This is a genomic window from Amycolatopsis melonis (assembly GCF_040064235.1).
Taxonomy (GTDB): domain Bacteria; phylum Actinomycetota; class Actinomycetes; order Mycobacteriales; family Pseudonocardiaceae; genus Amycolatopsis; species Amycolatopsis melonis.
Genome location: NZ_JBDZYD010000001.1, coordinates 864384 through 887949, shown reverse-complemented (window position 1 = coordinate 887949; position 23566 = coordinate 864384). Strand labels below are relative to the sequence as shown.

23 protein-coding genes are annotated in these 23566 nt (G+C 69.4%); 4 read left to right on the top strand and 19 right to left on the bottom strand.

The features are described from left to right. Nucleotides 1–17: 17 nt before the first annotated feature. From ABJI51_RS03950 to ABJI51_RS03915, 8 genes are all read right to left on the bottom strand, one after another. Nucleotides 18–1820: a GDSL-type esterase/lipase family protein gene (locus ABJI51_RS03950; RefSeq protein WP_348947533.1), complete on the bottom strand. Its 1803-nt coding sequence runs from the start codon at nucleotides 1818–1820 to the stop codon at nucleotides 18–20. After that, nucleotides 1817–2866: a glycosyl hydrolase 53 family protein gene (locus tag ABJI51_RS03945; RefSeq protein WP_348947532.1), complete on the bottom strand. Its 1050-nt coding sequence runs from the start codon at nucleotides 2864–2866 to the stop codon at nucleotides 1817–1819. The genes ABJI51_RS03950 and ABJI51_RS03945 overlap by 4 nt, the downstream gene beginning before the upstream one ends. A gap of 124 nt (nucleotides 2867–2990) precedes the next feature. Then, on the bottom strand, nucleotides 2991–3902 hold the full coding sequence (locus tag ABJI51_RS03940) for a DUF6807 domain-containing protein (RefSeq protein ID WP_348947531.1): 912 nt from the start codon (nucleotides 3900–3902) through the stop codon (nucleotides 2991–2993). Further along, a complete protein-coding gene (locus tag ABJI51_RS03935) occupies nucleotides 3899–4996 on the bottom strand; it encodes a Gfo/Idh/MocA family protein (RefSeq protein ID WP_348947530.1) in 1098 nt (365 codons plus the stop codon). The genes ABJI51_RS03940 and ABJI51_RS03935 overlap by 4 nt, the downstream gene beginning before the upstream one ends. Before the next feature lie 25 nt (nucleotides 4997–5021). Continuing rightward, nucleotides 5022–6317 carry an ABC transporter substrate-binding protein gene (locus ABJI51_RS03930; RefSeq protein WP_348947529.1) on the bottom strand — a complete coding sequence of 432 codons (1296 nt, stop codon included), beginning with the start codon at nucleotides 6315–6317 and terminating at the stop codon, nucleotides 5022–5024. Between the two features lie 20 nt (nucleotides 6318–6337). After that, complete coding sequence (locus ABJI51_RS03925) at nucleotides 6338–7177, bottom strand: carbohydrate ABC transporter permease (protein ID WP_348947528.1); 840 nt, start codon at nucleotides 7175–7177, stop codon at nucleotides 6338–6340. Then, a complete protein-coding gene (locus ABJI51_RS03920) occupies nucleotides 7167–8090 on the bottom strand; it encodes a carbohydrate ABC transporter permease (RefSeq protein ID WP_348947527.1) in 924 nt (307 codons plus the stop codon). Before ABJI51_RS03920 ends, ABJI51_RS03925 begins: the two co-directional genes overlap by 11 nt. Nucleotides 8091–8167: 77 nt before the next feature. Further along, the gene (locus ABJI51_RS03915; protein ID WP_348947526.1) at nucleotides 8168–9202 is read right to left on the bottom strand and encodes a LacI family DNA-binding transcriptional regulator; all 1035 of its coding nucleotides are present in this window, start codon (nucleotides 9200–9202) and stop codon (nucleotides 8168–8170) included. 149 nt (nucleotides 9203–9351) lie between these two features. Between ABJI51_RS03915 and ABJI51_RS03910 the strand changes: the two genes are divergently transcribed. After that, nucleotides 9352–10362: a LacI family DNA-binding transcriptional regulator gene (locus ABJI51_RS03910; RefSeq protein ID WP_348947525.1), complete on the top strand. Its 1011-nt coding sequence runs from the start codon at nucleotides 9352–9354 to the stop codon at nucleotides 10360–10362. A gap of 220 nt (nucleotides 10363–10582) precedes the next feature. On the opposite strand, the gene ABJI51_RS03905 is transcribed toward ABJI51_RS03910, so the two are convergent. The 6 genes from ABJI51_RS03905 to ABJI51_RS03880 all read right to left on the bottom strand — a co-directional run bounded on the left by ABJI51_RS03905 (nucleotide 10583) and on the right by ABJI51_RS03880 (nucleotide 16098). Next, a complete protein-coding gene (locus tag ABJI51_RS03905; RefSeq protein WP_348947524.1) occupies nucleotides 10583–11434 on the bottom strand; it encodes a glycoside hydrolase family 16 protein in 852 nt (283 codons plus the stop codon). Between the two features lie 178 nt (nucleotides 11435–11612). Then, a complete protein-coding gene (locus ABJI51_RS03900; protein WP_348947672.1) occupies nucleotides 11613–12803 on the bottom strand; it encodes a cytochrome P450 in 1191 nt (396 codons plus the stop codon). Nucleotides 12804–12820: 17 nt separating this feature from the next. After that, on the bottom strand, nucleotides 12821–14008 hold the full coding sequence (locus ABJI51_RS03895) for an NAD(P)/FAD-dependent oxidoreductase (RefSeq protein ID WP_348947523.1): 1188 nt from the start codon (nucleotides 14006–14008) through the stop codon (nucleotides 12821–12823). Continuing rightward, a complete protein-coding gene (locus ABJI51_RS03890) occupies nucleotides 14005–14205 on the bottom strand; it encodes a ferredoxin (protein ID WP_348947522.1) in 201 nt (66 codons plus the stop codon). The genes ABJI51_RS03895 and ABJI51_RS03890 overlap by 4 nt, the downstream gene beginning before the upstream one ends. After that, nucleotides 14202–14870: a TetR/AcrR family transcriptional regulator gene (locus ABJI51_RS03885; protein WP_431605561.1), complete on the bottom strand. Its 669-nt coding sequence runs from the start codon at nucleotides 14868–14870 to the stop codon at nucleotides 14202–14204. The genes ABJI51_RS03890 and ABJI51_RS03885 overlap by 4 nt, the downstream gene beginning before the upstream one ends. A gap of 4 nt (nucleotides 14871–14874) precedes the next feature. After that, nucleotides 14875–16098: a cytochrome P450 gene (locus ABJI51_RS03880; RefSeq protein ID WP_348947521.1), complete on the bottom strand. Its 1224-nt coding sequence runs from the start codon at nucleotides 16096–16098 to the stop codon at nucleotides 14875–14877. A gap of 118 nt (nucleotides 16099–16216) precedes the next feature. On the opposite strand from ABJI51_RS03880, the gene ABJI51_RS03875 reads away from it, so the two are divergent. Further along, on the top strand, nucleotides 16217–17662 hold the full coding sequence (locus ABJI51_RS03875) for an MFS transporter (protein WP_348947520.1): 1446 nt from the start codon (nucleotides 16217–16219) through the stop codon (nucleotides 17660–17662). 122 nt (nucleotides 17663–17784) lie between these two features. Here the strand turns inward: ABJI51_RS03875 and ABJI51_RS03870 are convergent, their stop codons facing one another. The 5 genes from ABJI51_RS03870 to ABJI51_RS03850 all read right to left on the bottom strand — a co-directional run bounded on the left by ABJI51_RS03870 (nucleotide 17785) and on the right by ABJI51_RS03850 (nucleotide 21831). Then, nucleotides 17785–18453: a hypothetical protein gene (locus tag ABJI51_RS03870; protein WP_348947519.1), complete on the bottom strand. Its 669-nt coding sequence runs from the start codon at nucleotides 18451–18453 to the stop codon at nucleotides 17785–17787. An 81-nt stretch (nucleotides 18454–18534) separates the two neighbouring features. Next, nucleotides 18535–19524: a tyrosine-type recombinase/integrase gene (locus ABJI51_RS03865; RefSeq protein ID WP_348947518.1), complete on the bottom strand. Its 990-nt coding sequence runs from the start codon at nucleotides 19522–19524 to the stop codon at nucleotides 18535–18537. Nucleotides 19525–20119: 595 nt separating this feature from the next. Then, nucleotides 20120–20662 (bottom strand): hypothetical protein, encoded by a 543-nt coding sequence (locus ABJI51_RS03860; protein ID WP_348947517.1) that lies wholly within the window; start codon nucleotides 20660–20662, stop codon nucleotides 20120–20122. A 454-nt stretch (nucleotides 20663–21116) separates the two neighbouring features. Beyond that, the gene (locus ABJI51_RS03855) at nucleotides 21117–21641 is read right to left on the bottom strand and encodes an alcohol dehydrogenase catalytic domain-containing protein (RefSeq protein WP_431605560.1); all 525 of its coding nucleotides are present in this window, start codon (nucleotides 21639–21641) and stop codon (nucleotides 21117–21119) included. A 52-nt stretch (nucleotides 21642–21693) separates the two neighbouring features. Next, on the bottom strand, nucleotides 21694–21831 hold the full coding sequence (locus ABJI51_RS03850) for a hypothetical protein (protein WP_348947515.1): 138 nt from the start codon (nucleotides 21829–21831) through the stop codon (nucleotides 21694–21696). A gap of 224 nt (nucleotides 21832–22055) precedes the next feature. Between ABJI51_RS03850 and ABJI51_RS03845 the strand changes: the two genes are divergently transcribed. Together ABJI51_RS03845 and ABJI51_RS03840 are read left to right on the top strand one after the other, a co-directional pair. After that, entirely contained in the window at nucleotides 22056–22400 is a 345-nt protein-coding gene (locus tag ABJI51_RS03845; RefSeq protein WP_348947514.1) for a hypothetical protein, read from the top strand. 27 nt (nucleotides 22401–22427) lie between these two features. Beyond that, nucleotides 22428–23507 carry a recombinase family protein gene (locus ABJI51_RS03840; protein ID WP_348947513.1) on the top strand — a complete coding sequence of 360 codons (1080 nt, stop codon included), beginning with the start codon at nucleotides 22428–22430 and terminating at the stop codon, nucleotides 23505–23507. The last annotated feature ends 59 nt before the right edge of the window (nucleotides 23508–23566 follow it).

Genomic DNA, 23566 nt, shown 5'->3' with positions numbered 1-23566 from the left:
GGGGTTGGGGCCTTCGGCTACTTGAGGTAGCCGGCGAGGCCGATCTTCTGATCGCGCAGCGCCTTGGCGACGACCCGGGCGATCCGGTCCGCGCCCGCGGCCTCGAAATGGGTGTGGTCGTTGCAGAAGAAGGCCCCGACGGCTCCCTTGGTGTAGTCGCCGTTGTTGGGGCACAGCTTGAGGGTGTTGTAGAGGGTGTAGCTCAGCTTGTGCAGGTCGATCACCGGCGTGCCGGTCGCGGTACCCGCTGCCGTCGTCGGGGCAAGGAATCCCCGGTTCCCGACCGCCGTGTTTCCGCTGCACGTGATCGCCGCGACCGGGGTCAGCAGGACCGGGTGGGCACCCCGGCTCTTGGCCGCGTCGACCATCGTGGTGAGCAGGCTCTGGTAGCGGGCCGGGCCGACGTGCCGCGGGCAGTTCCGGTCGCTGTCGTTGATGCCGAACTGGATGAACAGGTAGTCGCCGGTGTGCATCCCGTTCGCCGGATCGAGCATGTCCCGCCACCGCTGGGCGAACGCGTTCGGGCTCACCACGCATTCCCCGGCGGAGTTCTTGGTGCCGGTGACGTTCGACTCGTACAGCCACGTCTGGATGCTGCGGCCCGACACGGCTTTGTTGACCACCGTCACCTGGTCGGTGAACAGCGCGTCGAACCTCGCGCCCCAGCCGACCGGGCACGAGGACTTCGGATCCGCCATCGTCGAGTCACCGGCGAGCCAGACCTTGACCGTGGCCGCGGCCGCCGCGTGCGGCGTCGCCGGTTGCGTCGCGCAGTCCGGTGCGGCGCCCGCCGACGTCTTCACGAACGCCGCGGCGGGCAGGTGAGCGTCGGCGATGCCCTGGGTGACGAGGCCGGCCATGACCGTTCCGCCGTACTCGGAGAAGTGCGTCGAGTCCTGGACCCCGTCGTGCTGGGTGGTCAGGTAGATCGGCCAGGAAGCGCTTTCTCCCAGCTTCTCCAGCAGGGCCTGGCTGCGCGCGGTGAGGTCGACCAACGGCGTGCCGAGCTTGCCGGCGACGTCGCGGATGACCGCGGGCAGGTTGACGCCGAGGGTGTTGACCACCAGCCCGGTCGGGGTCAGCTTGCCGTTCGTCCCGAACAGGTGCCGCACCGGCGGGGTGACCAGGACGGGGAGCCCGCCTCGCCGGCGGACGCCGTCGACGAGCTTGCCCAGGTTGGCCCGGAACGTGGCCTCGGGCGTGGTTTTGTCGTTGTGGGCCAGCTGGATCAGCACTTCGTCGCCGGGCTGGATCAGCGGCTGCACGGTGGCGAACAGCCGCGGGTTGCTCAGCCAGCTGACCGTGCTCTCCCCCGAGTCCGCGTAGTTGGCGACCACGATCCCCGGTTTGAGCAGCTGCGGCAGTTCCTGCGCCCACCCCCGCTTCGGCCCGTTGAGCCAGTCCGACGCGGTGGAGTCGCTGACCACGAACAGCCGCGGCCGGCGCACCGGCTTCACCGAGACGTTCGACGCGGCCGGGTGACTGCCGGTGAGGTGGACCTGCAAGCCGGGCGTTCCCGTTCCCTCCTCGCCGGTGGGCATGCTTTCCGGGCTGCGGACGTTGACGTCGAACACCTCCCGGCGGAACTCCCCGGCCCGGGTGTTCACGGGTGCGAGCACCGTGCGGAGGGCCTCGACCTGGACACCGGTCTGCGCGGCCTGGCTCGCGCTGCCCAAGGTCACCGTGACCTCGTAGTCGCCGGGCGGGACATTGAACGAGTAGTCCACACCCGCCGTCGTCGCACCGGCCGCGCCCTCGCTCACGAGGAGCCCGGCCACGAGCAGCGCGGCGACTCGCGCCGAGAACCCCGCCCGGCTCACCGGAAGCCGTCCATGATGGCGGTGGGCCGTCGGGTGGCGGCGTCCCAGGCGACGTTGGCGTAGCCGGTGAACGGCGAGTAGCCCTCGGGCTCCCAGTAGAAGAGGCCCTGCCCGCCGCTGCTCTTGAGTGCGCCAAGGTAGGCGACCAATGAGGCTTTGGTGGCGGAGACCTTGCTGACGGGGCCACCGAATTCGCTCTGCAGGAACGGCTTGCGGTAGGCGTCGGAGATCTTCTTCATGTTGCCGACGATTCCGGCCGCCAGGCTCGCGCTGCCGTAGGAGGAGAACACGGACATGTCCCACTTGCCGCCGTTGCCGGCGTAGCGGCTGAAGAACGTCTGCATCGAATCGTACTTCTGGGGCTGGGCGAGGTGGATGCACACAGTCGTGGTCGGCGAGACCTGCTTGACCTGGTTGTAGGCGGCGTTGAGCAGGCCGGTCATCTGGGCGGGGTTCGAGACGCCGCCGACCGGGCGGCAGATGCCGCTGTTGATCTCGTTGCCGATCTGCACCCAGGTGGGCAGGACGTCGTTTCTCTTCATGACGTTCATCGTCTGGTTGACGTAGGAGTTCATGGCCGACAGCATCTGGTTGTAGTTCATGTTCTTCCAGGCCCCGGGCGGGTTCTGCACGCCGACGGAGTTCCAGGTGTCGCCGAACATGTAGTCCAGCATGATGGCCATACCCGCGTCCCGGACCCGCTTGGCGAAGGCGGCGACTTCGGTGATGCTGCAGTGGCCGTTGGCCGGATCACTGGGCGGGTTGACGAACGTGCGCAACCGGATGGCGTTGATACCGTAGCCTTTGAGGATGGTCAGCAGGTCCTGGCTCTGCCCGGCAGCGTTCTTCCAGATGTAGCCATGGGCCTCCATCTGCGGCGCCCAGCTGATGTCCGCGCCTTTGAAGAAGGCGGCCGCGGCATTCGCGGTATGCGCTCCCAAGGCGAGCGCGCCCACGCCGGCGGCCGCACCGAGCAGCACACTGCGGCGCCCGATCCGGGCCGAACCGATTCCTGGCTTTTCTTCCGGAGTTCCATAAACGGTCATTCGATCTCCTTTGACCGACGACGAGTCGCGCGGGTCCGAATTGAACGTTCAAAACACCTGCACGCGCTATTGGTGATAATGGAACCTCATATGTGCCGTCCTGACAAGACTCCGTTGAATGGAGTCATTCGTTCCCTTCGGTCGAATTCATCGAATCGCGGCGCGGCCACCGATGACTCTCCACATAGGACTCGATGCGCGCCCGGTCCCACGCCCCGTTGGCCACCACGACGCGGTAATGCAGCCGCAAGGTCTCCCCGGGCTCGAGGACGAGCTTGTCGAAGAACGCGAACGACGGGTTCACCGCGGGGAACGGGGTGGTGCGCACGAACCAGCGCGTGCGCTCGTTGCCGGGGTGGTCGAGGAACAGCAGCGTCGAGGCCCGGTCCACTTCGTCGTGCTGCCCGATGTAGGCGAGCCACGACGCTTCCCGGCCCATCATCTCCGGACCACCCTGGCCGTCCGCGGCGATCACCTCGCCACCGGTGAACGCCCGTGGCCCGCGCCAGAACAGCCCGGTGTACCCGGCCAGGTCCCGCCCGCTCGTCGTCGGGCTGCCGAAGACGAGCGGTGCGCCGCGGACGTTCGTCAGCTCGGTGCCGAACCGCAGGGCCCACGAGCCGTCCTCGACGTCCTGGACGGCGAGCTCCCGGATCTCGTCCACCCAGTGTTCGCCCGCCTGGGTGTGCCAGGTCAGCCGTTCGGCGAAGCCGGCGCAGTGCGGCACGAGGTCCTCGTGCCGCATGGTGCCGACGTTCGGGAGCTCCACGTACCCGCGGTCCCGCACATAGGTGACGCCGCCCCAGAAGTTCTGCCCGGACACGTCCGTCGCGGTCATCTGGAGGCCCTTGTGCCACCGGTGGTCGTTCGGCCGGTAGGCCGTCACGACATCGCCCGCGAGCGTGCGCACGGGGTGCAGGTACGGCTTCGGGCCTTCGAACGGCGACGCGTCCGGCCGGCACACGTAGCGGAACAGTTCGGTCTCGCCGGCGCGCACCGTCAGGACGTCGTCCGCCCAGTCGACCGCGAGGTTCATCGAGCCACCACCGCCCACGGTGCTCCGGTCCCGTCCATCCGCCGGTAGAACGGGTTCTCCGCGGTGATTTCCCCGCTGCGGACCGGCTGTCCGGTGAAGGCGGACGCGTACAGCGCGGTGACGAATTCCATGGTGTTCCGCGCGTCCGCGCTCGTCACCGGTGGCGGGTCGCCCCGGTCGAGCGCGTCGAGCACCGCCGTCAGCTGGTGGTCGTGGCTGCTGGGTGAGCTCGGCGCACCGCCGGGCCACCGCGACAGGACGTCCTCGTGCCCCGGCGCCGGGGTCACCGTCCAGTCGTCGTCGGTGTATCCGTACAAATGCTCCACCTCCACCGTGGCGTGCTCGTAGTCGAACCTCAGCGAAGACGTTTCCCGCGGGGAGAGCACGGAGTTCACGACCGTCGCCACCGCTCCGCCGGCGAAGGTCACCAACGCCATCGACACGTCCTCGGTGTGCACGGCGCGAGCCCGCTTCGCAGCGAGCGCACGGATTTCCCGCCAGGGCCCGAGCACGGACAGCAGCAGGTCGAACTGATGGATGCCGTGGCCCATCGTCGGGCCGCCGCCTTCGCTGTCCCAGGAACCCCGCCACGGCACCGCGAAGTAGTCGTCGTCGCGGTACCAGAGGGTGGCGCAGGTGGCGAGCAGCGGCCTGCCCAGCCGGCCCGCCTCGGTCAGCGCGCGGAGCCGGACCGCCGCGGCCCCGAAGCGGTGCTGGAAGACGGTGGCGACATGGGCGCTCGAACGGCGTTCCGCCGCGACCAGTGCGTCCATTTCGGCCAGTGACAGCGCCGGTGGCTTCTCCACCAGCACGCTGACACCGGCATCGAGGCACTCGATCGCCAGTGGCGTGTGCTGCCGCGGCGGGGTGCACAGGTGCACGAGGTCCACGTCCTCGTGCGCCAGCAGCTCGGCCAGGCTGGGGTACACGCTGGGAACGTCGTGTTCGGCGGCGAACGCCCGGGCCCGGCCGGGTTCGAGGTCGACGACGGAGACCAGGCGGGCCCGTCTGCCCGCCGCGCGCATCGCCGCGGCGTGGGCGGTCGCGATCGCCCCGGTTCCGACGATCGCGATGCGGTGGATCGGCGCCGGCATGGCGCTCCCTTCTCCGGCCGGGGACTTACTTCGCGGCGTCGACGTCGGCCTGCAGTTCGGTGCTGAACGCCTTCGCCGCCGCGTCCGGGGTGGCCCGGGCGAACAGGACGTCTTCGGCGTGTCGCTTGAGGATCGTCTCGACGGTGCTCGCGCCGTTGGGGGTGACCCGTGGCGGGTCGCTGACCTTGAGCTGGGTCAGGAAGTCGGCCGCGGCCTTGTCGGTGGGCTTGAGGCTGCCGTCGATGGCCGCGCGGATCTTCGGGTTCGCCGGGACGCCGCGGTCGGTCAGCATGATCTTCGCCGCGTCCGGGTCGTTGGCCAGGAAGTCCAGCAGCAGCGCGGCCTCCGCCGGATGCTGGGAGCGCGCCGAGACCGACCAGAACATCGACGGCTTGTAGTACGCGGCGGGCGCCTGCCCGTTACCGGGCAGCTTCAGCAGCTTGAGTTTCTGGCCGCTGGCCGCCGAGAGCGCGGTCAGCTGGGTGTTCCAGCAGAAGCCGAACGCGGTGGCATTGGTCGCCACGGCCGTCTGGGCGAGCGTCCCGCCCGCCTTCTCGATGGTGACCGACGGCGGCGGCGCGGCCCCGCCGTGCGCCAGGTCGAGCAGGTAGGCGAAGTAGCGGGTGAGGACTTCGGGCGGGATGGCGACGTTGCCCTTGTCGTCGAACAGGGACCCGCCCGCCTGGCGAGCCCACGTCTGCAGGCCACCGGCGTCGCTGAAGCCCGGGGACTGCACGCCCCACACCGAGCCGCCGCCGGCCTTCGACACCTGCTCCCCCACCTTCTTCAAGTCGTCCCACGTCCAGGTCGCGTCGTCCGGAAGCGGCACGTGGTACTTGGCCAGCAGGTCGGTGTTGGCCACGATCGCGTAGGAGCCGAGGCCCACCGGCAGGCCGTACTGCTGTCCGTCGATGGTGCCGGTCGCGAGGGCCTTGGGGTCGAAGTCGCCGGTCTTCAGGTGCGTCTTCTCGGTGTTCAGGTCCAGCAGCGCGCCGCGCTGGGCGTAGGAAGCCAGGTAGAGCTCGTCCATCTGGATGACGTCGGGCGCGTCGTTGGCCGCGACGGTCGTGGCGAGGCTGTCCCAGTAGCTGTTCCAGTCCTTGAACTCCCCGCGCACGGTGATGTTCGGGTGCTTCTTCTGGAACAGCTCGATCACCTGCTGCGTCCGCTTGTGCCGGTCGTCGGCGCCCCACCAGGAAAAGCGCAGCGTCACCGGTCCCGCCGACAGCTCGTCGCCGCCGCCGGAGGCGGACGAACAGGCGACCGGCAGGGACGCGGCCATCGTCAGCAGAACCGCCCCGACGAGGTGTCTCATCCGCATGACCTTGGTTCCTTTCCGAGCTACTTGCCCCCGGTCGTGGCGATCCCGCGGACGAGGTAGCGCTGTCCGAAGAGGAAGGCCAGGAAGATCGGGAGGAGGGAGAGCACGCTCATCGCGAACAACGAGCCCCACGACGTGGTCGACGTGGCGTCGACGAACGAGCGCAGGGCGACCGGCACCGTGTACATCTGCGGGTCGGTCAGGTAGATCAGCTGGCTGAAGAAGTCGTTCCACGTCCAGATGAACGTGAAGATCGTCGTGGTGGCCAGCGCCGGTTTCATCAGCGGCAGGATGATCCGCAGGAAGATCCGGGGGTGGCCACACCCGTCGATCCGCGCCGCCTCGTCCAGCTCCCGCGGCAGCCCGCGGATGAACTGCACCATCAGGAACACGAAGAACGCGTCGGTGGCCAGCACCTTCGGCACGATCAGCGGCAGGAACGTGTTCACCCAGCCCAGCTGGGAGAACAGGATGTACTGCGGCACGATGATCACGTGGACCGGCAACATGATGGTGCCGAGCATGACCGCGAACCACCAGCGTTTGCCGGTGAACTCCAGGCGCGCGAAGGCGTAGGCGGCCATCGAGCACGACACCAGGTTGCCGAGGATGCAGCCCAGCACGACGATCGCCGAGTTGACCAGGTAGTGGCCGAACGGCGACGCGAGCGCGGTCCAGCCGTCGGCGTAGTTCTGCACCCGCAGGTGGTCCAGCACCAAGCCCGGGCTGCGGAAGATCTCGTCGTTCGGCCGCAGCGAGCTGACGACCATCCACAGCACCGGATACAGCATGACCACCGCGAGCAGCACCAGGCCGAGGTGCTTGCCGGCGGTCCTCAGGCGCGCGAGCTCAGTCGTCATAGAACACCCAGAACCTCGACGCCCAGAAGTTGAGGCCGGTGATCCCGCCGATCACCAGCAGCAGCGACCACGCCAGTGCCGAGGCGTAACCCATGTCGAACCGCGCGAAACCCTGCTGGTACAGGTACAGCGTGTAGAGCATGGTCGAGTCGGAGGGACCGCCGGTGCCGCCGGAGACGACGAACGCCTGGGTGAACGACTGGAAGGCGTGGATGATCTGCAGCACCAGGTTGAAGAAGACGATCGGGGACAGCAGCGGCAGGGTGATCCGCCGGAACCGCGTCCACTTCCCCGCCCCGTCGATGGCCGCGGCTTCGTAGTACATCGTGGGGATCTGCCGCAGCCCGGCCAGGAAGATGACCATCGGCGCGCCGAAGGTCCACACATTGAGCACGATCAGGGTGGACAGCGCGGAAGACGGGTCGGAGATCCAGCCGTGCCCGCTGATGCCGAAGAGACCGAGCACCCGGTTGACCAGCCCCTCGGTGCCGAAGATCTGCCGCCACAGCACGGCGATCGCCACGCTCGAGCCGAGCAGCGACGGCAGGTAGAACGCCGATCGGTAGAACGCCAGCCCCCGCATGCCCCGGTCCAGCAGCATCGCGATCCCCAGCGCGCACGCCAGCTGCAAGGGCACGGACACCAGGACGTAGGTGAAGGTCACGCCCAGCGCGTTGTGCAGCCGTTCGTCGGTGAAGATCCGGGCGAAGTTGCCCAGCCCGATGAACCGGGGCGGCTGGATCAGGTTGTACTTCGTGAACCCGAGCCCGAGTGACGCCGCGACCGGCCCGGCGGTGAAGAACACCAGCCCGGCGAACCACGGCAGCAGGAACCAGAACGCGGCCTTGTTGTTCCGCCCGGAGGACCGCACGCCGCGGCGGCGCAGTCCACGGAGTTCGTCGAGGGTGCTCACGCCGTCGACTCTTCGGTGAGTCTCGGAAAACGCATTCCTGGAGTGTGGCGTGCGGCACCCCGACCGTCAAGAGCCGATCAACCGGTGCGTTCGGCGGTGCTGTCGCGGACCACCAGACGTCCTTCGACGGTCACGTGGGTGATCGCGCCGGGCTCGCCGAGCGCGAGCCGGATCGCCTCCGTGCCGGCGTAGGCGAGCGGCAGCGCCACGGTGGTGAGCCGCGGCGTGACGTTGACGGCCAGCCGGATGTCGTCGAACCCGGTCAGCGACACGTCGCGCGGCACCGCCACCCCGGCCTCGCGGAAGGCCCGGAGCGCACCGACCGCGATCAGGTCGTTCGCCGCCATCACGGCATCGGTCCCGGCGAGCCCGCCGGCGACCAGCCGCCGGCCCGCCTCGAGCCCGCCTTCCCGGCTCACCGCGCAGTGCACGATCCGCACGTCGGCCTCCGCGACCCCGCCGGCCCGCAGGCCGTCGACGAAGCCGGCGGTCCGGGCGGCCGGAGCGGCCTGGTCACGGGCGCCCGCGATGATCGCGACACGCCGGTGCCCGGTCTCGGCCACGAACTCGCCGAGCCGGCGAGCGGCGCCCCGGTTGTCGAAGCCGACCGAGTGGAACGGCAGGTCCGTGTCGCCGACGACGACCACCCGCCCCCCGTCACGCTCGTAGGCGCGCAGTTCTTCGAGCAGCCGCCCGGACAGCGCGCCGGCGTCGACCCGGCCGGAGGTGAGGACCAGCGCCCGTGGCCGCAGGGCCCGGACGTGGCGGATCGTCTCGAGCTGGCGTGCGGGATCGCCGTGGGTCGCCGACACCGTGACGAACGCGCCGGTGGTGCTGGCCGCCCGCTCCATCGCCGACACCACGATGGCCATCGACGGCGTGGTGAGGTCGTCGGCGACCAGCGCCAGCGAGCTGCTCGTGCCGCGCATCGCCCGTGCGGCCGCGTCCGCGCTGTACCGCAGCCGCTCGGCCGCGGCCAGCACACGCTTCCGGTACTCGGGCGCGACGGTCCGCGAGCTGGCGCCCAGCACCCGCGATGCGGTGGCCAGCGAAACTCCGGCGGCCGCGGCCACGTCGTGCAGCGTCACGGTGCCCCGTGCCGGATGCGGCATCCCCACCTCACTTCGAACGCGCCGGCGTCCGGACACCCTAAGCTCCGGGAAGCGGCCTGCCGCCGTCGCGCCTCTTTCGGAAAACGTATTCCATCACCTATCGTCCGGATTCACAAGAACCCACGGACCAGGGAAGCGAGTTCGCCCACATGACCGAGCAAGCTCCGACCTTGCTGGACGTCGCCCGGGAAGCAGGCGTCTCGGCAGCTACGGCCTCACGCGCGCTCAATGGCAGCACCCGCACCGTCAGCGCGGAGAAGCTGAACCTGGTGCTCCAGGCCGCGGCGCGGCTCGGTTACGCGCCGAACCTCTCCGCGCAGGCCACCGCCAGGGGGTCGACGAAGACGGTCGCGCTGATCGTGCACGACATCGCCGACCCGTACTTCTCCTCCATCGCCGCCGGGATCGTGGACGGCGCCGAGGCGGCGGGGCTGACCGTGACCATGGCGGTCACCGGCCGGTCGCCGGACCGCGAACTGGAGATCGTCTCGATCCTGCGCGGCCACCGGCCCCACGCCATCGTGCTCGCGGGCAGCCGCATCGGTGACGACCAGGAGGCCCTGGCCGACGAGTTGAGCGCCTACCGGGCAGCGGGCGGGCGTGTCGCCGTCGTGAGCCAGCCGGGGCTGCCGTACGGAACCGTCACGATCGACAACCGCCGAGGCGCCGACGAACTGGCGGACGCGCTGGTCGCGCACGGGTACCGGCGGTTCGCCATCCTGCGCGGGCCGGACGTCCTCCACACCTCCCGCGATCGCGCCGAAGGATTCACCGCCGGACTGGCGCGCGCCGGACTCGAGCCGGTCGAGACGGTCGAAGCCGAGTTCACCGAAGACGGCGGCCACGCCGCCATGTCCGGCCTGCTCGACCGCGGCCGGGGCGAGGTCGAGCTGGTGTTCGCGGTCAACGACGTCATGGCGATCGGCGCCATGCGGGCACTGCGCGACGCGGGCCTGGTTCCCGGCCGCGACCTCGCCATCGCGGGGTTCGACGACATCCCCGCGGCCGTCGACGTCGACCCCGCGCTGACGACCGTCGCCGTGCCCATGCGGAAGATGGGCCGGCGCGCGATCGAGCTTGCCTTGGCCGAGACGGAGGAACCCGAGCTCGTGCGGCTGCCGACGAGCGTGGTGCTGCGGGGAAGCACCCCTCGGCGCTAGGGTCGTATCGAAGTCGTTCGGTGGTCGTGAGGGGACGGGCTGAAAGGGACTTTCCTCGCATCAGGTGAGATGAAAGGTCCGTTCGCTGCACCAGATGTGACGAAAGCGCCTTTCGGCTCACCTGGCCCCCCGGCGGATCGCCGCGGCAGACCACCCCGCCGCGCCCCTGCCCGGACTCGGCCTCGGTGAGTCCAGGCCATTCCCCACTTCGATACAGGCGCTAAGCCTTGTGGTAGGCCCGGAAGTAGTCCACCACGAACTCCTTGGGCCGCGGGTCGGCCGGATCCACGGTGCCCGTCCAGCCCGCGTTCTCGTAGATGCCCAGCAGGAACACCGAGGCATACGCCGGAGACGCGTTGATCGTCTTCGTGAGCTTGTTGTCGACATAGAGCTTGAGCTGCGTGGGCGTCCACTCGAGACCGTAGATGTGCATCCCGCCCGCCAGGTCGAAGCCGGTGGCGATCGAGTTGTTGACCTCCGGGACGGCCGGATCGGACCACTTGTGCAGGCTGAAGTTGAAGTTCCGCGGCGTGCGGCCCGGGTGCTCCATGATGTCCACTTCGGCGTTCTGGGTCGCCGTGTCCTGTTTCCCGACCGTCCAGAACGCGGCGTGGAGCCCGCTCCTCGCGGACGTCCTGCCGCGGATCTCGAAGTAGCCGTACCTGGGGGCGTACTTCCAGACACTGGGGATCGCGTGGTCCTGCGGGGACGTCTTGTGCAGGCCGGTCCGCTGCCCGGTCTGGATGCTGGAGACCTTCATCGGGTCACCGGCGTAGTAGGTGGGCTGGTCGTCGTCGATCCGCAGCACCAGGGCACCGTTACGGAACCCGTATCGGGCGCGCGAACGCCATTCCGGGGTGCGCGACTCCAGGTAGTGCGTGACCCACAGGTTCGGATCGAGACTGCCGTTGAACTCGTCGTGCCGATCCAGGACCCACCCGGGCTTGTCCAACGGGTTCGGCGGCGTGTCCGCCGCACTCGCGGCCGGGGCGAGGCCGACGCACGCGACCACCACAGCGGCCAGCGCCGGCCAGACGGCGGCTTTTCCCGTGAACCTTCGTGTGCCTGTCATGGTTCTCCCACCCGTCCGGTCGCTCCGCAGCGTTGGAAAGCGTTTTCCGAGCCGTGGGCACATGATGCCGCAAAACATCCGTCAGCGACACCCCCTATCGGCACCAAAGCTCGACAGGTAGCGGGAAAGCGTTTACCGACCGGCGCCCCGTCGAACTTACGCCCGACGGGGCGCCGGATCACCAGGTCACGGGCAGTTCGTAGACCCCGTACACCGAACCGTCGTGCTTGAACGGGATGTCCGCCAGGTCGGCCGCCAATCGCAGGGTCGGGATGCGCCGGTAGAGCGTGCCGTAGACGACCTGGAGTTCCATCCGGGCCAGCGGCTGGCCGAGGCACTGGTGCACGCCGAAGCCGAACGCGAGGTGGCGGCGGTCGTCACGCGCGAGGTCGAGGCGGTCCGGGTCGGCGAACACCGAGGGGTCCCGGTTCGCGATGTCGTTGGCCATGATGATGCCTTCACCGGCGCGGATCACCTGGCCGGCGATCTCGATGTCTTCGAGCGCGGTGCGGCGGCGGCCGTTGTGGGTGATGTGTAGGTAGCGCAGCAGTTCCTCGACCGCGGACGCCACCAGCTTCTCGTCGGAAGACTCGCGCAGGAGTGCGAGCTGGTCCGGGTGTTCGAGCAGGGCGAGCGTGCCGAGCGCGATCATGTTCGCGGTCGTCTCGTGTCCGGCGATGAGCATGAGCACGCCCATCTGGGCCGCGTCGTGCCGGGTCAGCTCGCCGGCCTCGATCCGCCCGACCAGACCGGAGAGCAGGTCGTCGCCCGGACGGGCGAGCTTCTCCCCGATCAGGTCGTCGAGGTAGCCGAACAGCGCCTTGCTCGCCGCTGCCTTCTCCTCCGGGGTCGTCTCCCGGTTGATGAGGACATTGCTGTTGTCCTGGAAGAAGCCATGATCGGAGTAGGGCACCCCGAGCAGCCGGCAGATCACCAGCGACGGCACCGGCAGCGCGAACGCGGTCACCAGGTCGACCGGGTTCGGCCCGGCCAGCATCGCGTCGATCAGCTCGTCGACGACCTGCTGCACGCCCGCCCGCATGGCCTCGACGCGCTTGATGGTGAACGGCGCGGTCACCATCCGCCGCAGCCGCGCGTGCTCGGGGTCGTCCATGAGGATGAAGCTGATCGGAGCGCCCTCTCCGCGCGGATGACCGCTCGGCAGCGGGCTCGGGAAGCCCGGACGGCGGGGATCGGAGCTGACCCGGGGATCGGCCAGCAGCGCCTTCTGGTCGGCGTACCGCGTCACCAGCCACGGGGTCATGCCGTTCGGCAGCCGGACCCGCGCCAGCGGGGTCTGTTCCTGCAGCGCCTGGATGGCGGGCGGCGGGTCGAACGGACAGCGCGCCGCCCGGGTCCCGGGGAACATCGGTGTTTCGGTGGTGGTCACGCTTGTCCTCCCGCGAAGGCCGGTACCCCGGCGATTTCCTGACGGCGCTGACGCGCCTGCTTGGGCATGTTCCAGCCGAGCACGCCGGTGACTTCGCCGTCCCGGCGGTACTGCGCGACGAACCGGCCACCGGCCACGTCACCATCCACAACGGACACCTCGGCGTCCGCGGACAGCGTGCCGTGCACGTGGATCCGGGCATCGAACTGATTGGTCCAGAAGTACGGCACCGGCGTATAGGGCCGGTCCTCACCCAGGATGTTCCCGGCGACGGCGACCGCCTGCTCGGTGGCGTTGGTCCGGTTTTCCAGGCGCAGCAGCAGGTCGAGACCTTCGTGGTGCCAGCGCGCGACGTCGCCCGCGGCGTAGATCCCGTCCGCGGCACGGCACCGGGAGTCGCACACGACGCCGTTGTCGCACAGCACCCCGCTGCCCGACAGCCATTCCGTCGCCGGCGCGGCGCCGAACGCGACGACGACCACGTCGGCCGGCAGCACCTCGCCCGAGTCCAGGCACACCCCCGCGACCCGCCCCGCCTCGTCGGCCAGGCCGGTGACGGCGGCGCCGAGCCGCAGCTGAACACCGCGCCCGGCGTGCAGCTTGGCGAGCAGTTCCGCGACCAAGGGGCCGAACTGGCAGGCCAGGGGCGCCGGCTGCGGCCCGGCCAGGGTGACCGGCACACCCAAGCCGCAGAGCGTGGCCGCGAGCTCCGTGCCGAGGACGCCGTCGCCGACGACCACGGCCCGCTTGCCCGGGGTCAGGTCCGCACGCAGGGCGAGGGTGTCGTCGAGGGTCCGCAGGACGTGCACGCCCGCGAGCCCGTCCTGCCCGGGCAGGGTGCGCGGCCGCAGCCCGGTGGCCAGCACGATCGCCTCTGCGGTCAGTTCCCGCCCGCCCGCGGTGCGGACGGCCCGGGCCGCCGCGTCCAGCCCCGCTGCCGGGTCGCCGAGCAGGAACTCGGCGTCCAAAGCGGACAGTACCGCCGGTGTGCGCAGCTGTGCCTGTCCGGGGGCCCAGCTACCCGCAAGGACCTGTTTGGACAGCGGTGGCCGGTCGTATGGCAGGTGCGCCTCGGCACCGAGCACCGTCACCCGGCCCTCATACCCCTTGCGACGCAGAGCTTCCACGGTCGCCAGCCCCGCGGCCGACGCCCCGACGACCAGGACGTCGCCAGGAGCGTTCACGCATCCTCGCTTACCGTGATCGCGACACCCGGGCACACGCTGGCCGCTTCCCGGACGATCTTGTGCAGCTCCGCGCCGGGGCTTTCATCGAGCAGTACCACGATCCCGTCCTCGTCGCGCTGGTCGAAGACGTCCGGGGCGAGCAGCACGCAGGTGCCTGCGCCGCAGCACTTGTCCTCGTCGACGGTGACCTTCATGGCTTTTCCTTCCGTTGTTCCGTGACAGGCGCTCGCCAGAGTCCGACGAGCGCGTCGGTGAGGCCGGTAGCGGCTTCGCACCAGCTCGCCCGCGGGGTGTCCGCGCCTTCGGCGAGCGCGCGTTCGCGCTCGGCCATCGTGTGGAGCAGCAGCTGGCGGGTCATGGCATTGCGTTCGGCGCGGACCTCGGCGGGCAGATCGGGCAGGCAGCGGAAGAGCCCTTCCACGGTCCGCATCAGCGAGGGCGACGACAGCGTCTCTTCGGCGACGACTTCGCGGAGCGACGGCTCGGTCATCACCTGCGCGATGAACCGCGCGAACCAGGTGGGGTTGCCCAGCGCGGCCAGGTGTTCGGCGGACGGGTGCACCAGGCACCTGATCCAGTCCCGCAGGTCTGCGTCGTCGCCGAGCCTGGCCAGCATGCGTTGACGCAGTTCTTCGACCTGCGCCGAACGCCGGCGGGCGATCGCCCGCACCAGATCGGCCTTGGTGCCGAAGTGGTAACCGACGGCGGCGTTGTTGCCCTGCCCGGCGGCTTCGCCGATCTGCCGGTTGGACACCGCCAGCACGCCGTGCTCGGCGAAGAGCCGTTCCGCGACGGTCAAGATCAGCTCCCGCGTCGCGTGCGCCCGTTCCGCCTTGCCCTCGGCCCTGTTCGTCAGCACGAGGTCACCAGCGCACGGGGAGTTCCCGCAGCCCGCCGACAGCGAGCCCTTCGACGCGGCGCAGCTCGCCGGCCGGCACGGCCAGTTCGAGTGACGGCAGCTTGCACAGCAGCACTTCCAGCACCACCTGCAGCTCGGTGCGGGCCAGCGGCTGCCCGAGGCACGCGTGCGCGCCGGCACCGAAGGCCAGGTGCGGGTTCGGGCTGCGGCCCAGGTCCATTTCGGACGCGTTTTCGAACGCGCTCTCGTCGCGGTTGGCCGAGGCCATGCTGCACATCGCGCTCGTCCCGGCGGGCAGCACGGTGCCGCCGACCTCGAAGTCCTCGCTGAGGTAGCGCAGCATGCCGATGCCGGCGTTGGCGTCCAGCCGCAGCGACTCCTCCACCGCGGTGCGCACCAGCGACGGGTCGGCCAGCAGCGCCTCCCACCGGCCGCGGTCGGCGAGCAGCATCGCCACCATCTTGGCGATCATGTTCGCGGTGGTCTCGTGCCCGGCGATCAGCAGGCCGATGCCGGTGGCGATGAGCAGCTTGTCGGACCAGACCTCGCCCTCGGCGTCGGTGTCGGCGATCAGGGCGCTGAGGATGTCCTCCCCCGGTTCGGCCCGCTTGCGCGCGATGTGCCCGCCCATGTACCGGCCGAACTCCTGCTGCGCCGCGTCGAACTCCGCCTGCGTGTAGCGGGTCATGCTCAGCATGACGTCCGACCAGTGCGCGAACCGGTCGCGGTCGGTGTCCGGCACGCCGAGCATGTCGCAGATCACCCACACCGGCAACGGAAAGGCGACGCCGGCCTTGAGGTCACCGGGCATGCCCTTGGCGACCATCTCGTCGACGAGCTGCTCGGCCATCGCCGCCATCCCGGGCCGCAGCGCGTTCATCCGCTTGGCGGTGAACCACTTGCCGATCATGCGACGCCACTTCAGGTGCCCCTCACCGTGCTGCGGGATGACGGTCGCCATCTCGCTGTTGAACACCCCGCCGGACTCGGTGTCCGCGACCCGCGCCCCGCCGTCGCCCGGCGTCGGCCGGGTGAACCGCGGGTCGGACAGCACGCTGCGGACGTCGTCGTAACGGGTGATCAGGGCCGCCTCGTCCCCGCTGGCCAGCCGCACGTGCGCGACCGGGCACTTCGCCCGGTATTGGGCCCACTCGGCGGGCGGCTCGAGCGGAGCGTCCGAGACGAACGGGAAGCCGGGCAGCTCCCGCGTGGCGTTGCTTGCTGTCATCAACGGCTCCTCGTCGGTGAATGTCTCCTGCCGTCAGGATGGCCAAGGACTTGCATTAAGTCAAGTGACTGACTTAATGTCCGGACACGTCGCCCTGCCCGAACCCCGGAGGCCCTCCATGCCCCAGCCCGCCCCGCCGTCGCCGGCGAACGCCCGCCCCGGCCTGGTCGTGCCGGTGCTCGCGTTCGGCGGCATCGTGGTCTCGCTGATGCAGACCCTGGTGATCCCGCTGGTCCCGAAGCTCCCGGCACTCCTGGGCGCCTCGCCGGCCGACACCGCCTGGGTGATCACGGCGACGCTGCTCGCCGCCGCCGTCGCGACACCCGTGGTGGGCCGGCTCGGCGACATGTACGGCAAACGACGCATGCTGCTGCTCAGCCTGGGCCTGCTCGTGGCCGGCTCGGTCGTCGCCGCGCTCGCCGACACACTCGTCCCGCTGGTCGTGGCCCGCGCGCTGCAGGGCCTCGCGGCCGGCGTCATCCCGCTGGGCATCAGCATCATGCGCGACGAACTGCCCGCCGAACGCCTCGGCTCGGCGACCGCGATGATGAGCGCGTCCCTCGGTGTCGGCGGCGCCCTCGGCCTGCCCGCCGCGGCCTTCCTCGCCGAAAACACCGACTGGCACGTGCTGTTCTGGACCTCAGCCGGCCTCGGCGTGGTCGTCACCGCGCTCGTGGCAACCTGCGTACCGGAGTCGACCGTGCGCACCGGCGGGCACTTCGACCTCGTCGGCGCGGCGGGCCTTTCGGCCGCGCTGGTCTGCCTGCTGCTCGCGATCTCCAAAGGCGCGGCGTGGGACTGGGGCAGCGCCACGACGCTGGGGCTGTTCGCCGCAGCGGCGGCGCTCCTGCTGGTGTGGGGCTGGTGGGAACTGCGCGCCGGACAGCCCCTGGTCGACCTGCGCACCACCGCGCGGCCACAGGTGCTGCTGACGAACCTCTCGTCGCTGGTGTTCGCGTTCGCCATGTTCGCGATGTCGCTGGTACTGCCCCAGATTCTGCAGCTGCCCACAGCCACCGGCTACGGCCTCGGCCAGACCATGCTCGTCACCGGCCTGGTGCTCATGCCGTCCGGCCTGCTGATGATGGCCACCGCACCGATCTCCGCACGGATCACGGCGGCCCGCGGCCCCAAGGTGACGCTCATGCCCGGCGCCCTCGTGGTCGCCGTCGGCTACGGCCTCGGAGTCGTGCTCATGGCGAACGTGGCGCAGCTGGTGCTCGTATCCGCGACGATCAGCGCCGGCATCGGCCTCGCCTACGGCGCCATGCCCGCCCTCATCATGGGCGCGGTTCCGGTATCCGAGACCGCGGCCGCCAACAGCCTCAACACGCTGATGCGCTCGATCGGCACCTCGATTTCCAGCGCGGTCACCGGAATGATCCTGGCCCAACTGACCGTCACACTCGGCCCGGCAACCGTCCCTTCCCAGGGAGGTTTCCGCCTGATCCTCGGCCTCGGCGGCGTCATGGCGCTGGCCGCACTCGCGATAGCGGCGTTCATTCCCGCTGCCTCCCGGCGCGGGCAGGCAACCGACGACCACGCACTGGCGACCACTCGGTAAAGACCTCGCAAGATCGCCACACAGGTTCGCTGTCCGACTGCGTGGCCCGTCCGTCTCTCGTGGACCGTTGCTGAGCGCGGCCCACGGCCCGCATTTCGAAGGGCGGGCATGCACGGCTCGCTTCACCCCACCTCGAACGCCCCGATGTCCGGCTTGCCGGTATACAGCAGGCTGCCCGCGTAGTCCCGGCCGCCGTTGCCGCCGATCGTGACGCCCCGGTTGACAGCCGGTGAGCCGGCACGAACCCGCAAGCCGTACGCCCCGGACAGGCGCGACCCGGACGCCGGCGTACCTGGCGTGTAGTCCGGCGCTCCGGTGAACTGCGGGTCCGCGCGGACGGCGTGGGCATACCCTTCAGGTACCGGCAGGGTCGCTCCGCCGTAGAGGGTACTGTCATAGCGGATCGTCGGGCTGGTGGTCAGCGACGCCCCGGCCGTGGTCGAGTACAGAATGTTGTCCGTGAAGTCGTAGGACGCGGCCAGGGACGTGCCGTAGCCGTAGACCAGGTTCTTGGCGCGGTCGTTGTAGAGCGTGTTGCCGTAGACCTTCGCCTTCGCGGCTTTGTCGGAGTGCAGGTAGAGCGAGTACTGGGTGTTGCCGGCGAGCACGTTGTAGCGCAGCACGACGTCCCCGAAAGCGAACTGGCACAGCAGGACGCCGTCGCCGTTGCCGGGGGACCAGTTGTACTGGACGACCACCTTGGTGGTGGCCGTGTCCGCGTCGATGCCGTTGGAGTCCGCGCCGTGCGCCTTCGGCACGGTCTCGGCGACCTCGATGGACTGGATCGTCACGTCGTCGGCGAAGTAGGCCTCGATATTCGGTCAGCTGGTGACGGACATCGTCGGTAACGAATGATCGAGTCGCCGAACCTACTACGCGGCCCGGTGGTACTGGCGAGCGCTGGCCAGGTCTCGTTGGCGTCTTTCTGCGAGCGGGTGAGGCTCGCCGGTCATGGCGGCCAGAGCAGCGGCGGCTTCATGGAGATCGGCTCGGACGTAGGTGGTCGTGGTACCGGCGTCGCTCTTGCCGGTATGGCCCGCATACTCCCGCGCTACCCCGTACCCGAAATTCCGCTCGGCCCACGTCAGAGTCGTGTGTCGCAGCCAGTGCGTAGTGACCCCCTGCCTCGCGACCCACGGCAGGTGTTTGCCCAAGCGCGTCCACAGGTAGTCGTAGCGCCGGGCAGTGATCGGCTGGCCCGTCCGATACCGCAAGAGCTGGTCACCCGAGGTCGCGCCGCGCTCTGCAGCATGCCGGAGGAGATGACGCATCAGGGTGGGAGACACCGGTTGCCACCGCACCGTCTCGCCCTTCTCACGCAACCGAACGAGACACTGCTCGGCGTCCAGGTCGTCGGGGCACAAGGCGAGAGCCCCACCCCGGCGGCACGCTGTCTCGGTATGGAGCCGCAGAATAAGCAGGTCCAGCTCGGGATCGTTGCCAGTCACCCCTGCGACGTCGTCGATCTCGGCAAGCCGATCGTTCGGCAACGCTCGTCGCGTGCTGGCCAGCCGTCGAGGCTTCGGAACGCGTGTCGCCGGGTTGTCCGCCTCAGCGATCAACTGGTCGGCGACAGCATGCCGGTACATGCACCGGAGCGCAGCGATCAAATGCTCGGCTGCGCTTCGTCCGCCGCGTGAGTTCTTGCGGACGACAGCGCGAGCCTTGACCTCCTCGGCAAGCTGCCGGATTTCCAGCGGCGTCGGCTCGTCGATTCGCCGATCACCCCAAACCTCGACGACACGCTCCCAGTACGAGCCATAAGCGCGACGAGTACCTGCGGAGACGGCCTTGGCGACTCGACGTTGCCGGCGGCGGATCCGTCCGGGGTCCTCGGCACCGGTCGCCCACGGCTTCGGCATGGGCGCGGGGCCTGCTGGTCTGCGTCCGGCGCGGAGCGACTCCGCCGGGCCTGTTCACAAAATGCTGTCGGCCGGATCTCCCCGACCGGAACGCCCGGCGAGGTGTTCGTGCGCGGCCACGGTGTCATGCTGAGAGTCCTGCCGCTGCTGCCGACCACGTCGGATGACCGGACTTGGATTCCGCGCCATCGGGAACACAGTCGAGAATATCTCGGAACCCGACCCTCTTCCAGCAAGCAGTGCCCTGCACCCAGGCCACACTACTTCAGCAGTTGACCAACGCCGTCGACGGCACCGGTCGAACACACTGCCACAAAGAAAGGCCTTCACATGAACGCAGGCAAGCGCATCTGCCGGGCACTCGCCGCCACGGCAATCATCACCGCGGCCGGTTTCGGGGTCGCCGCCACCCCCGCACAGGCAGCCACCTCCGCCTCGGAGCCGAGCTTCTGCAATGAGGGCCTAAATTCCGTTAGCGGCGCCTGGTTCCAGAAGTGCTACTCCCCGAGCAAGACCTGGACCAGCCGAGTGGCCGGGGTCTACGCGCTCAAGTGCGTAAGCGAAGGCCGCAGGCCTACGGTGCTGGGCCCTTATTTCACAGGTACCTCCTGGGGGTCGCATGTCTTCGAATCTGATGTCTTCTGCAACTGACAGCGATGCGTGAATGACGCCGTGCTGCTCGAGCGCACCATCTGATGGACAAGCCCGGTCCGGCCCCGGTAACCGTCCCCGGGGCCGGATTTCGGACTACAACGTGCCGCGGAAATCGGCTTCCTACCGCAGCTGCCGACCACATCGGATGACGCGGCTTGGATTCCTCGCCATCGGGAACACGGTCGAGAATTTCTCGGAACTCGACCCTCTTCCGGCAAGCAGTGCCCTGCACCGAGGTTTCGGCGTCGATGGTGGTGAGGAACCGGGTGTCGAGGTCGGTGGCGTACCACCGGCCGTCCGGTCCGACCGTGCGCACGAGCCATTCCGCGATCGAGCCGCCGCCTGCGCCGACCTCGGCGCACCGCCGGCCCGGCCGGGCCCCGGTACGGGCGAGGACATCGATGGTGACCGGATCCTCGCCGACTTCGATCGCGGCGAGGCGATCGCGTTCACGACGCCATTCGCCGCTGAGTACGTACTCCATCACTCCCACCTCATGACAGCTGGGCTCCTGGGTAGCAGAAGCCGGTGAGGTCTTCGCTGAGTCGCCACAACCGTGCGGCGAGTTCGGGATTCCGGGTGGCACGGCAGGGTTTCCGCGGAATCGGGCCGTAGTAGCCGCCCGTACGTCCCGCGAATTCCGGGGACGTGGCGAGGAAGACGAGACCCGCGGCGGCTCGGTCCGGTGTGCTGAGCAGGGGCCGGACCGTCGATTCGAGTAGCCGCAGAGGGCGGGGGCCGTCTTCGCGGAGGACTGACCTCAGTGCTTCAGTCAGGTCGAAAGAGATGCTCTTCGGGGCCACTGATGGTGCTGTCCAAGAGATGCGTTCTGACACGTTCGTCCGCGCCCGGCTACACCTGGGCTACACCGCTGGCCCGGTTCGTCCTTCCACATTCTCGATCAACGGGCACGGTGGCCGCTGGTGTGCAGGAGGAGATCACGTCGATGAGGATTGCTGCTCGCGCCCGGCGGCCAGCCGGGCGACGGCGAGGCCGACACCGCCGCCGACCCCGTTGACCAGGACCGTGGCACCGGCCGGGAGGCCGAGCTGGTCGAGCACGTCCACCGCGGTCGTCCCCGCGATCGGCAGCGTCGCCGCCACGGGCGCGTACAGATCCGCCGGGATCCGCGCGGTGCTCGGCGCGGACAGCACCATCGTTTCGACGTATGCCGCCGCCGGTGAGCGCGAAGCCGAAGACCGCGTCACCCACCTCGAGGCCGTCGACGTCCTCCCCCAACGCCGCACGGTGCCCGCCGCTTCCATGCCCAGCACGCGGGGGAACGGCCGCCCGCCGCCGAGGCAGCGGCCCCAGACCCGAACGCACCAGGTGGCCGAGAGGTTCACCCCGGCGACGTCGACCCGGATCAACACCTCGCCGCGGCCGGGGGCGGGATCCGGCCGATTGAATAACTGCTGCACCTCGGGCCCGCCGCACCCGCCCAAACCCCACGCCTGTCCCATGTCCCCGGCCTTCCGGTGACCGGCCTGATCGTTCCGGCCCAGGTCACAAGGGTCACGCGGAGCGGGTCACCGAGGTCGTGGACAGCTGCGCCCGGTGCCGGCTGTCGGCTTCGAGCAGCAGGTCGAGGGCGTCCCGGCTTTCGACGAGGTGCACGATGTCGGCGTCGATCCGGTCGCGTTCGCGAACCACTCTCTGAGCGCAGCATCTGCCCGAAGTCCCGTTGACTGTCTTCGCCCCGGCGATGGCGAAGGGAATGCCCGCGGTCGGCGAGTACGACTACGTCAAGCGGAGGCATCTTGGCACGGGTGTCGCCACGGTCCCTAACGCCGGATCAGGCGAAGGAGACAGCTGTCGAGCGTCGGCGCATAGGGCGTTATACAACCCTCGATGACAGGCGTGACTGCGCTGATCGGATGAACTGCTCGGAGCGCGCCGTCATGACCCCACGGCCGCGACATCCGTCCAGCGTGATCCCACCGCACCCGCCCTTGCGTCAGGTGGCCGCACCACCTGCCGGCACGGCCGACCTGCTTTCGCAGTGGATGAACGGCAAGAAGCTGGCAACCACCACCGCTACCCGCCCCGACCACGGCAGTGGTTTGCGGTTCGCCTTCTATGGCCGCACCTCAACCACGCGCCATCAAGACCGCGTGTCATCGCAGGGCTGGCAACGCGACATGGCGGAACATCTCATCACCGGTCACGGCCAGATCGTCGCCGCGCATTTCGACGTCGGCACCTCACGCCGCGTCCCATAGCGGCAACGACCGCAGGCTGCCCGGCTGTTGGCCTCGATCTCCGCCCCTGAGCCCGCAATCGATGCGATCGTAGTCGGCGAGTACGAACGCGCCTTCACTGGCAGCCAGTTCGCCACCCTTTACACCTGGTGCACCCGGCACGGCGTCCAGGTTTGGCTTCCCGAAGTCGGCGGCCCGGTCGACCTGAGCAACAGCGATCACCGCACACTGATGTCGCTGTTGGCGACCCAGTCGCAGCGCGAGGTCCTACGAGCCCGGCACAGGGTGCTGGCGGCGATGCACAACCAGGCCACCCAACAAGGCCGTTACCTCGGCGGTCGGCCGCCCTACGGCTACCAGCTCGTCGACGCCGGTCCTCACCCGAACCCGGCGGACGCCCGCTGGGGTCGGCGGCTGCAACGACTGGCTCCTGACCCGCGAACCGCGCCACACGTGGCCTGGATGTTCCGGCAGCGCCTGGCCGGGCACAGCGTCGCCGGCATCGCTCGGCATCTCAACGAGCGCGGCATCCTTTGCCCGTCCAGCGCCGACCCGGACCGCAACCGCCACCGAACCCGCGGCGCCTGGACACTCCGGACCGTAGCCGTCATCCTCGCAAACCCGCGCTACACCGGCCGCCAGATTTGGAATCGCCGAGCCAGCGGCACCGATGGGCCTGTTTCAACGCCAGCGCTCTCCGCGAAGGCGGCGCATCCGGCGATCGTCACGGAACAGGACTTCATCGCCGCTCAGCAGATCCGAGCCGCGCGACCAGCCAGTGACGGCCGGGCTCGTCGGTTCGCCCTGGCCGGGCTGATTCACTGCGGTGTCTGTGACCGGCGTCTGGACTCGCACTGGAACCACGGGCGACCGACCTACCGCTGCCGTCACGGCCACACCAGCACCCAACGCGCGAGCCCAGAGCGAGCGAAGACGCTCTACATCCGCGAAGACCACCTCGTCGACGAGATCCAGGTCCGGCTCGGCGTTCAAGACAGTGACGGCCACGCCACACCGGAGATTGACCGGACACGACACCGACGCGTGGCAACGATGCTGCGCAAGTCAGGAAAGATCATCGTCTACGACGGCGCCGGATGGCGACTGCAAGAGATCGATTCGAGCTGAGCTACGATCGCCCCAGCTTCAAGATCGCGTGTCGCGATCGGTGGGGTGGGGAGATCATA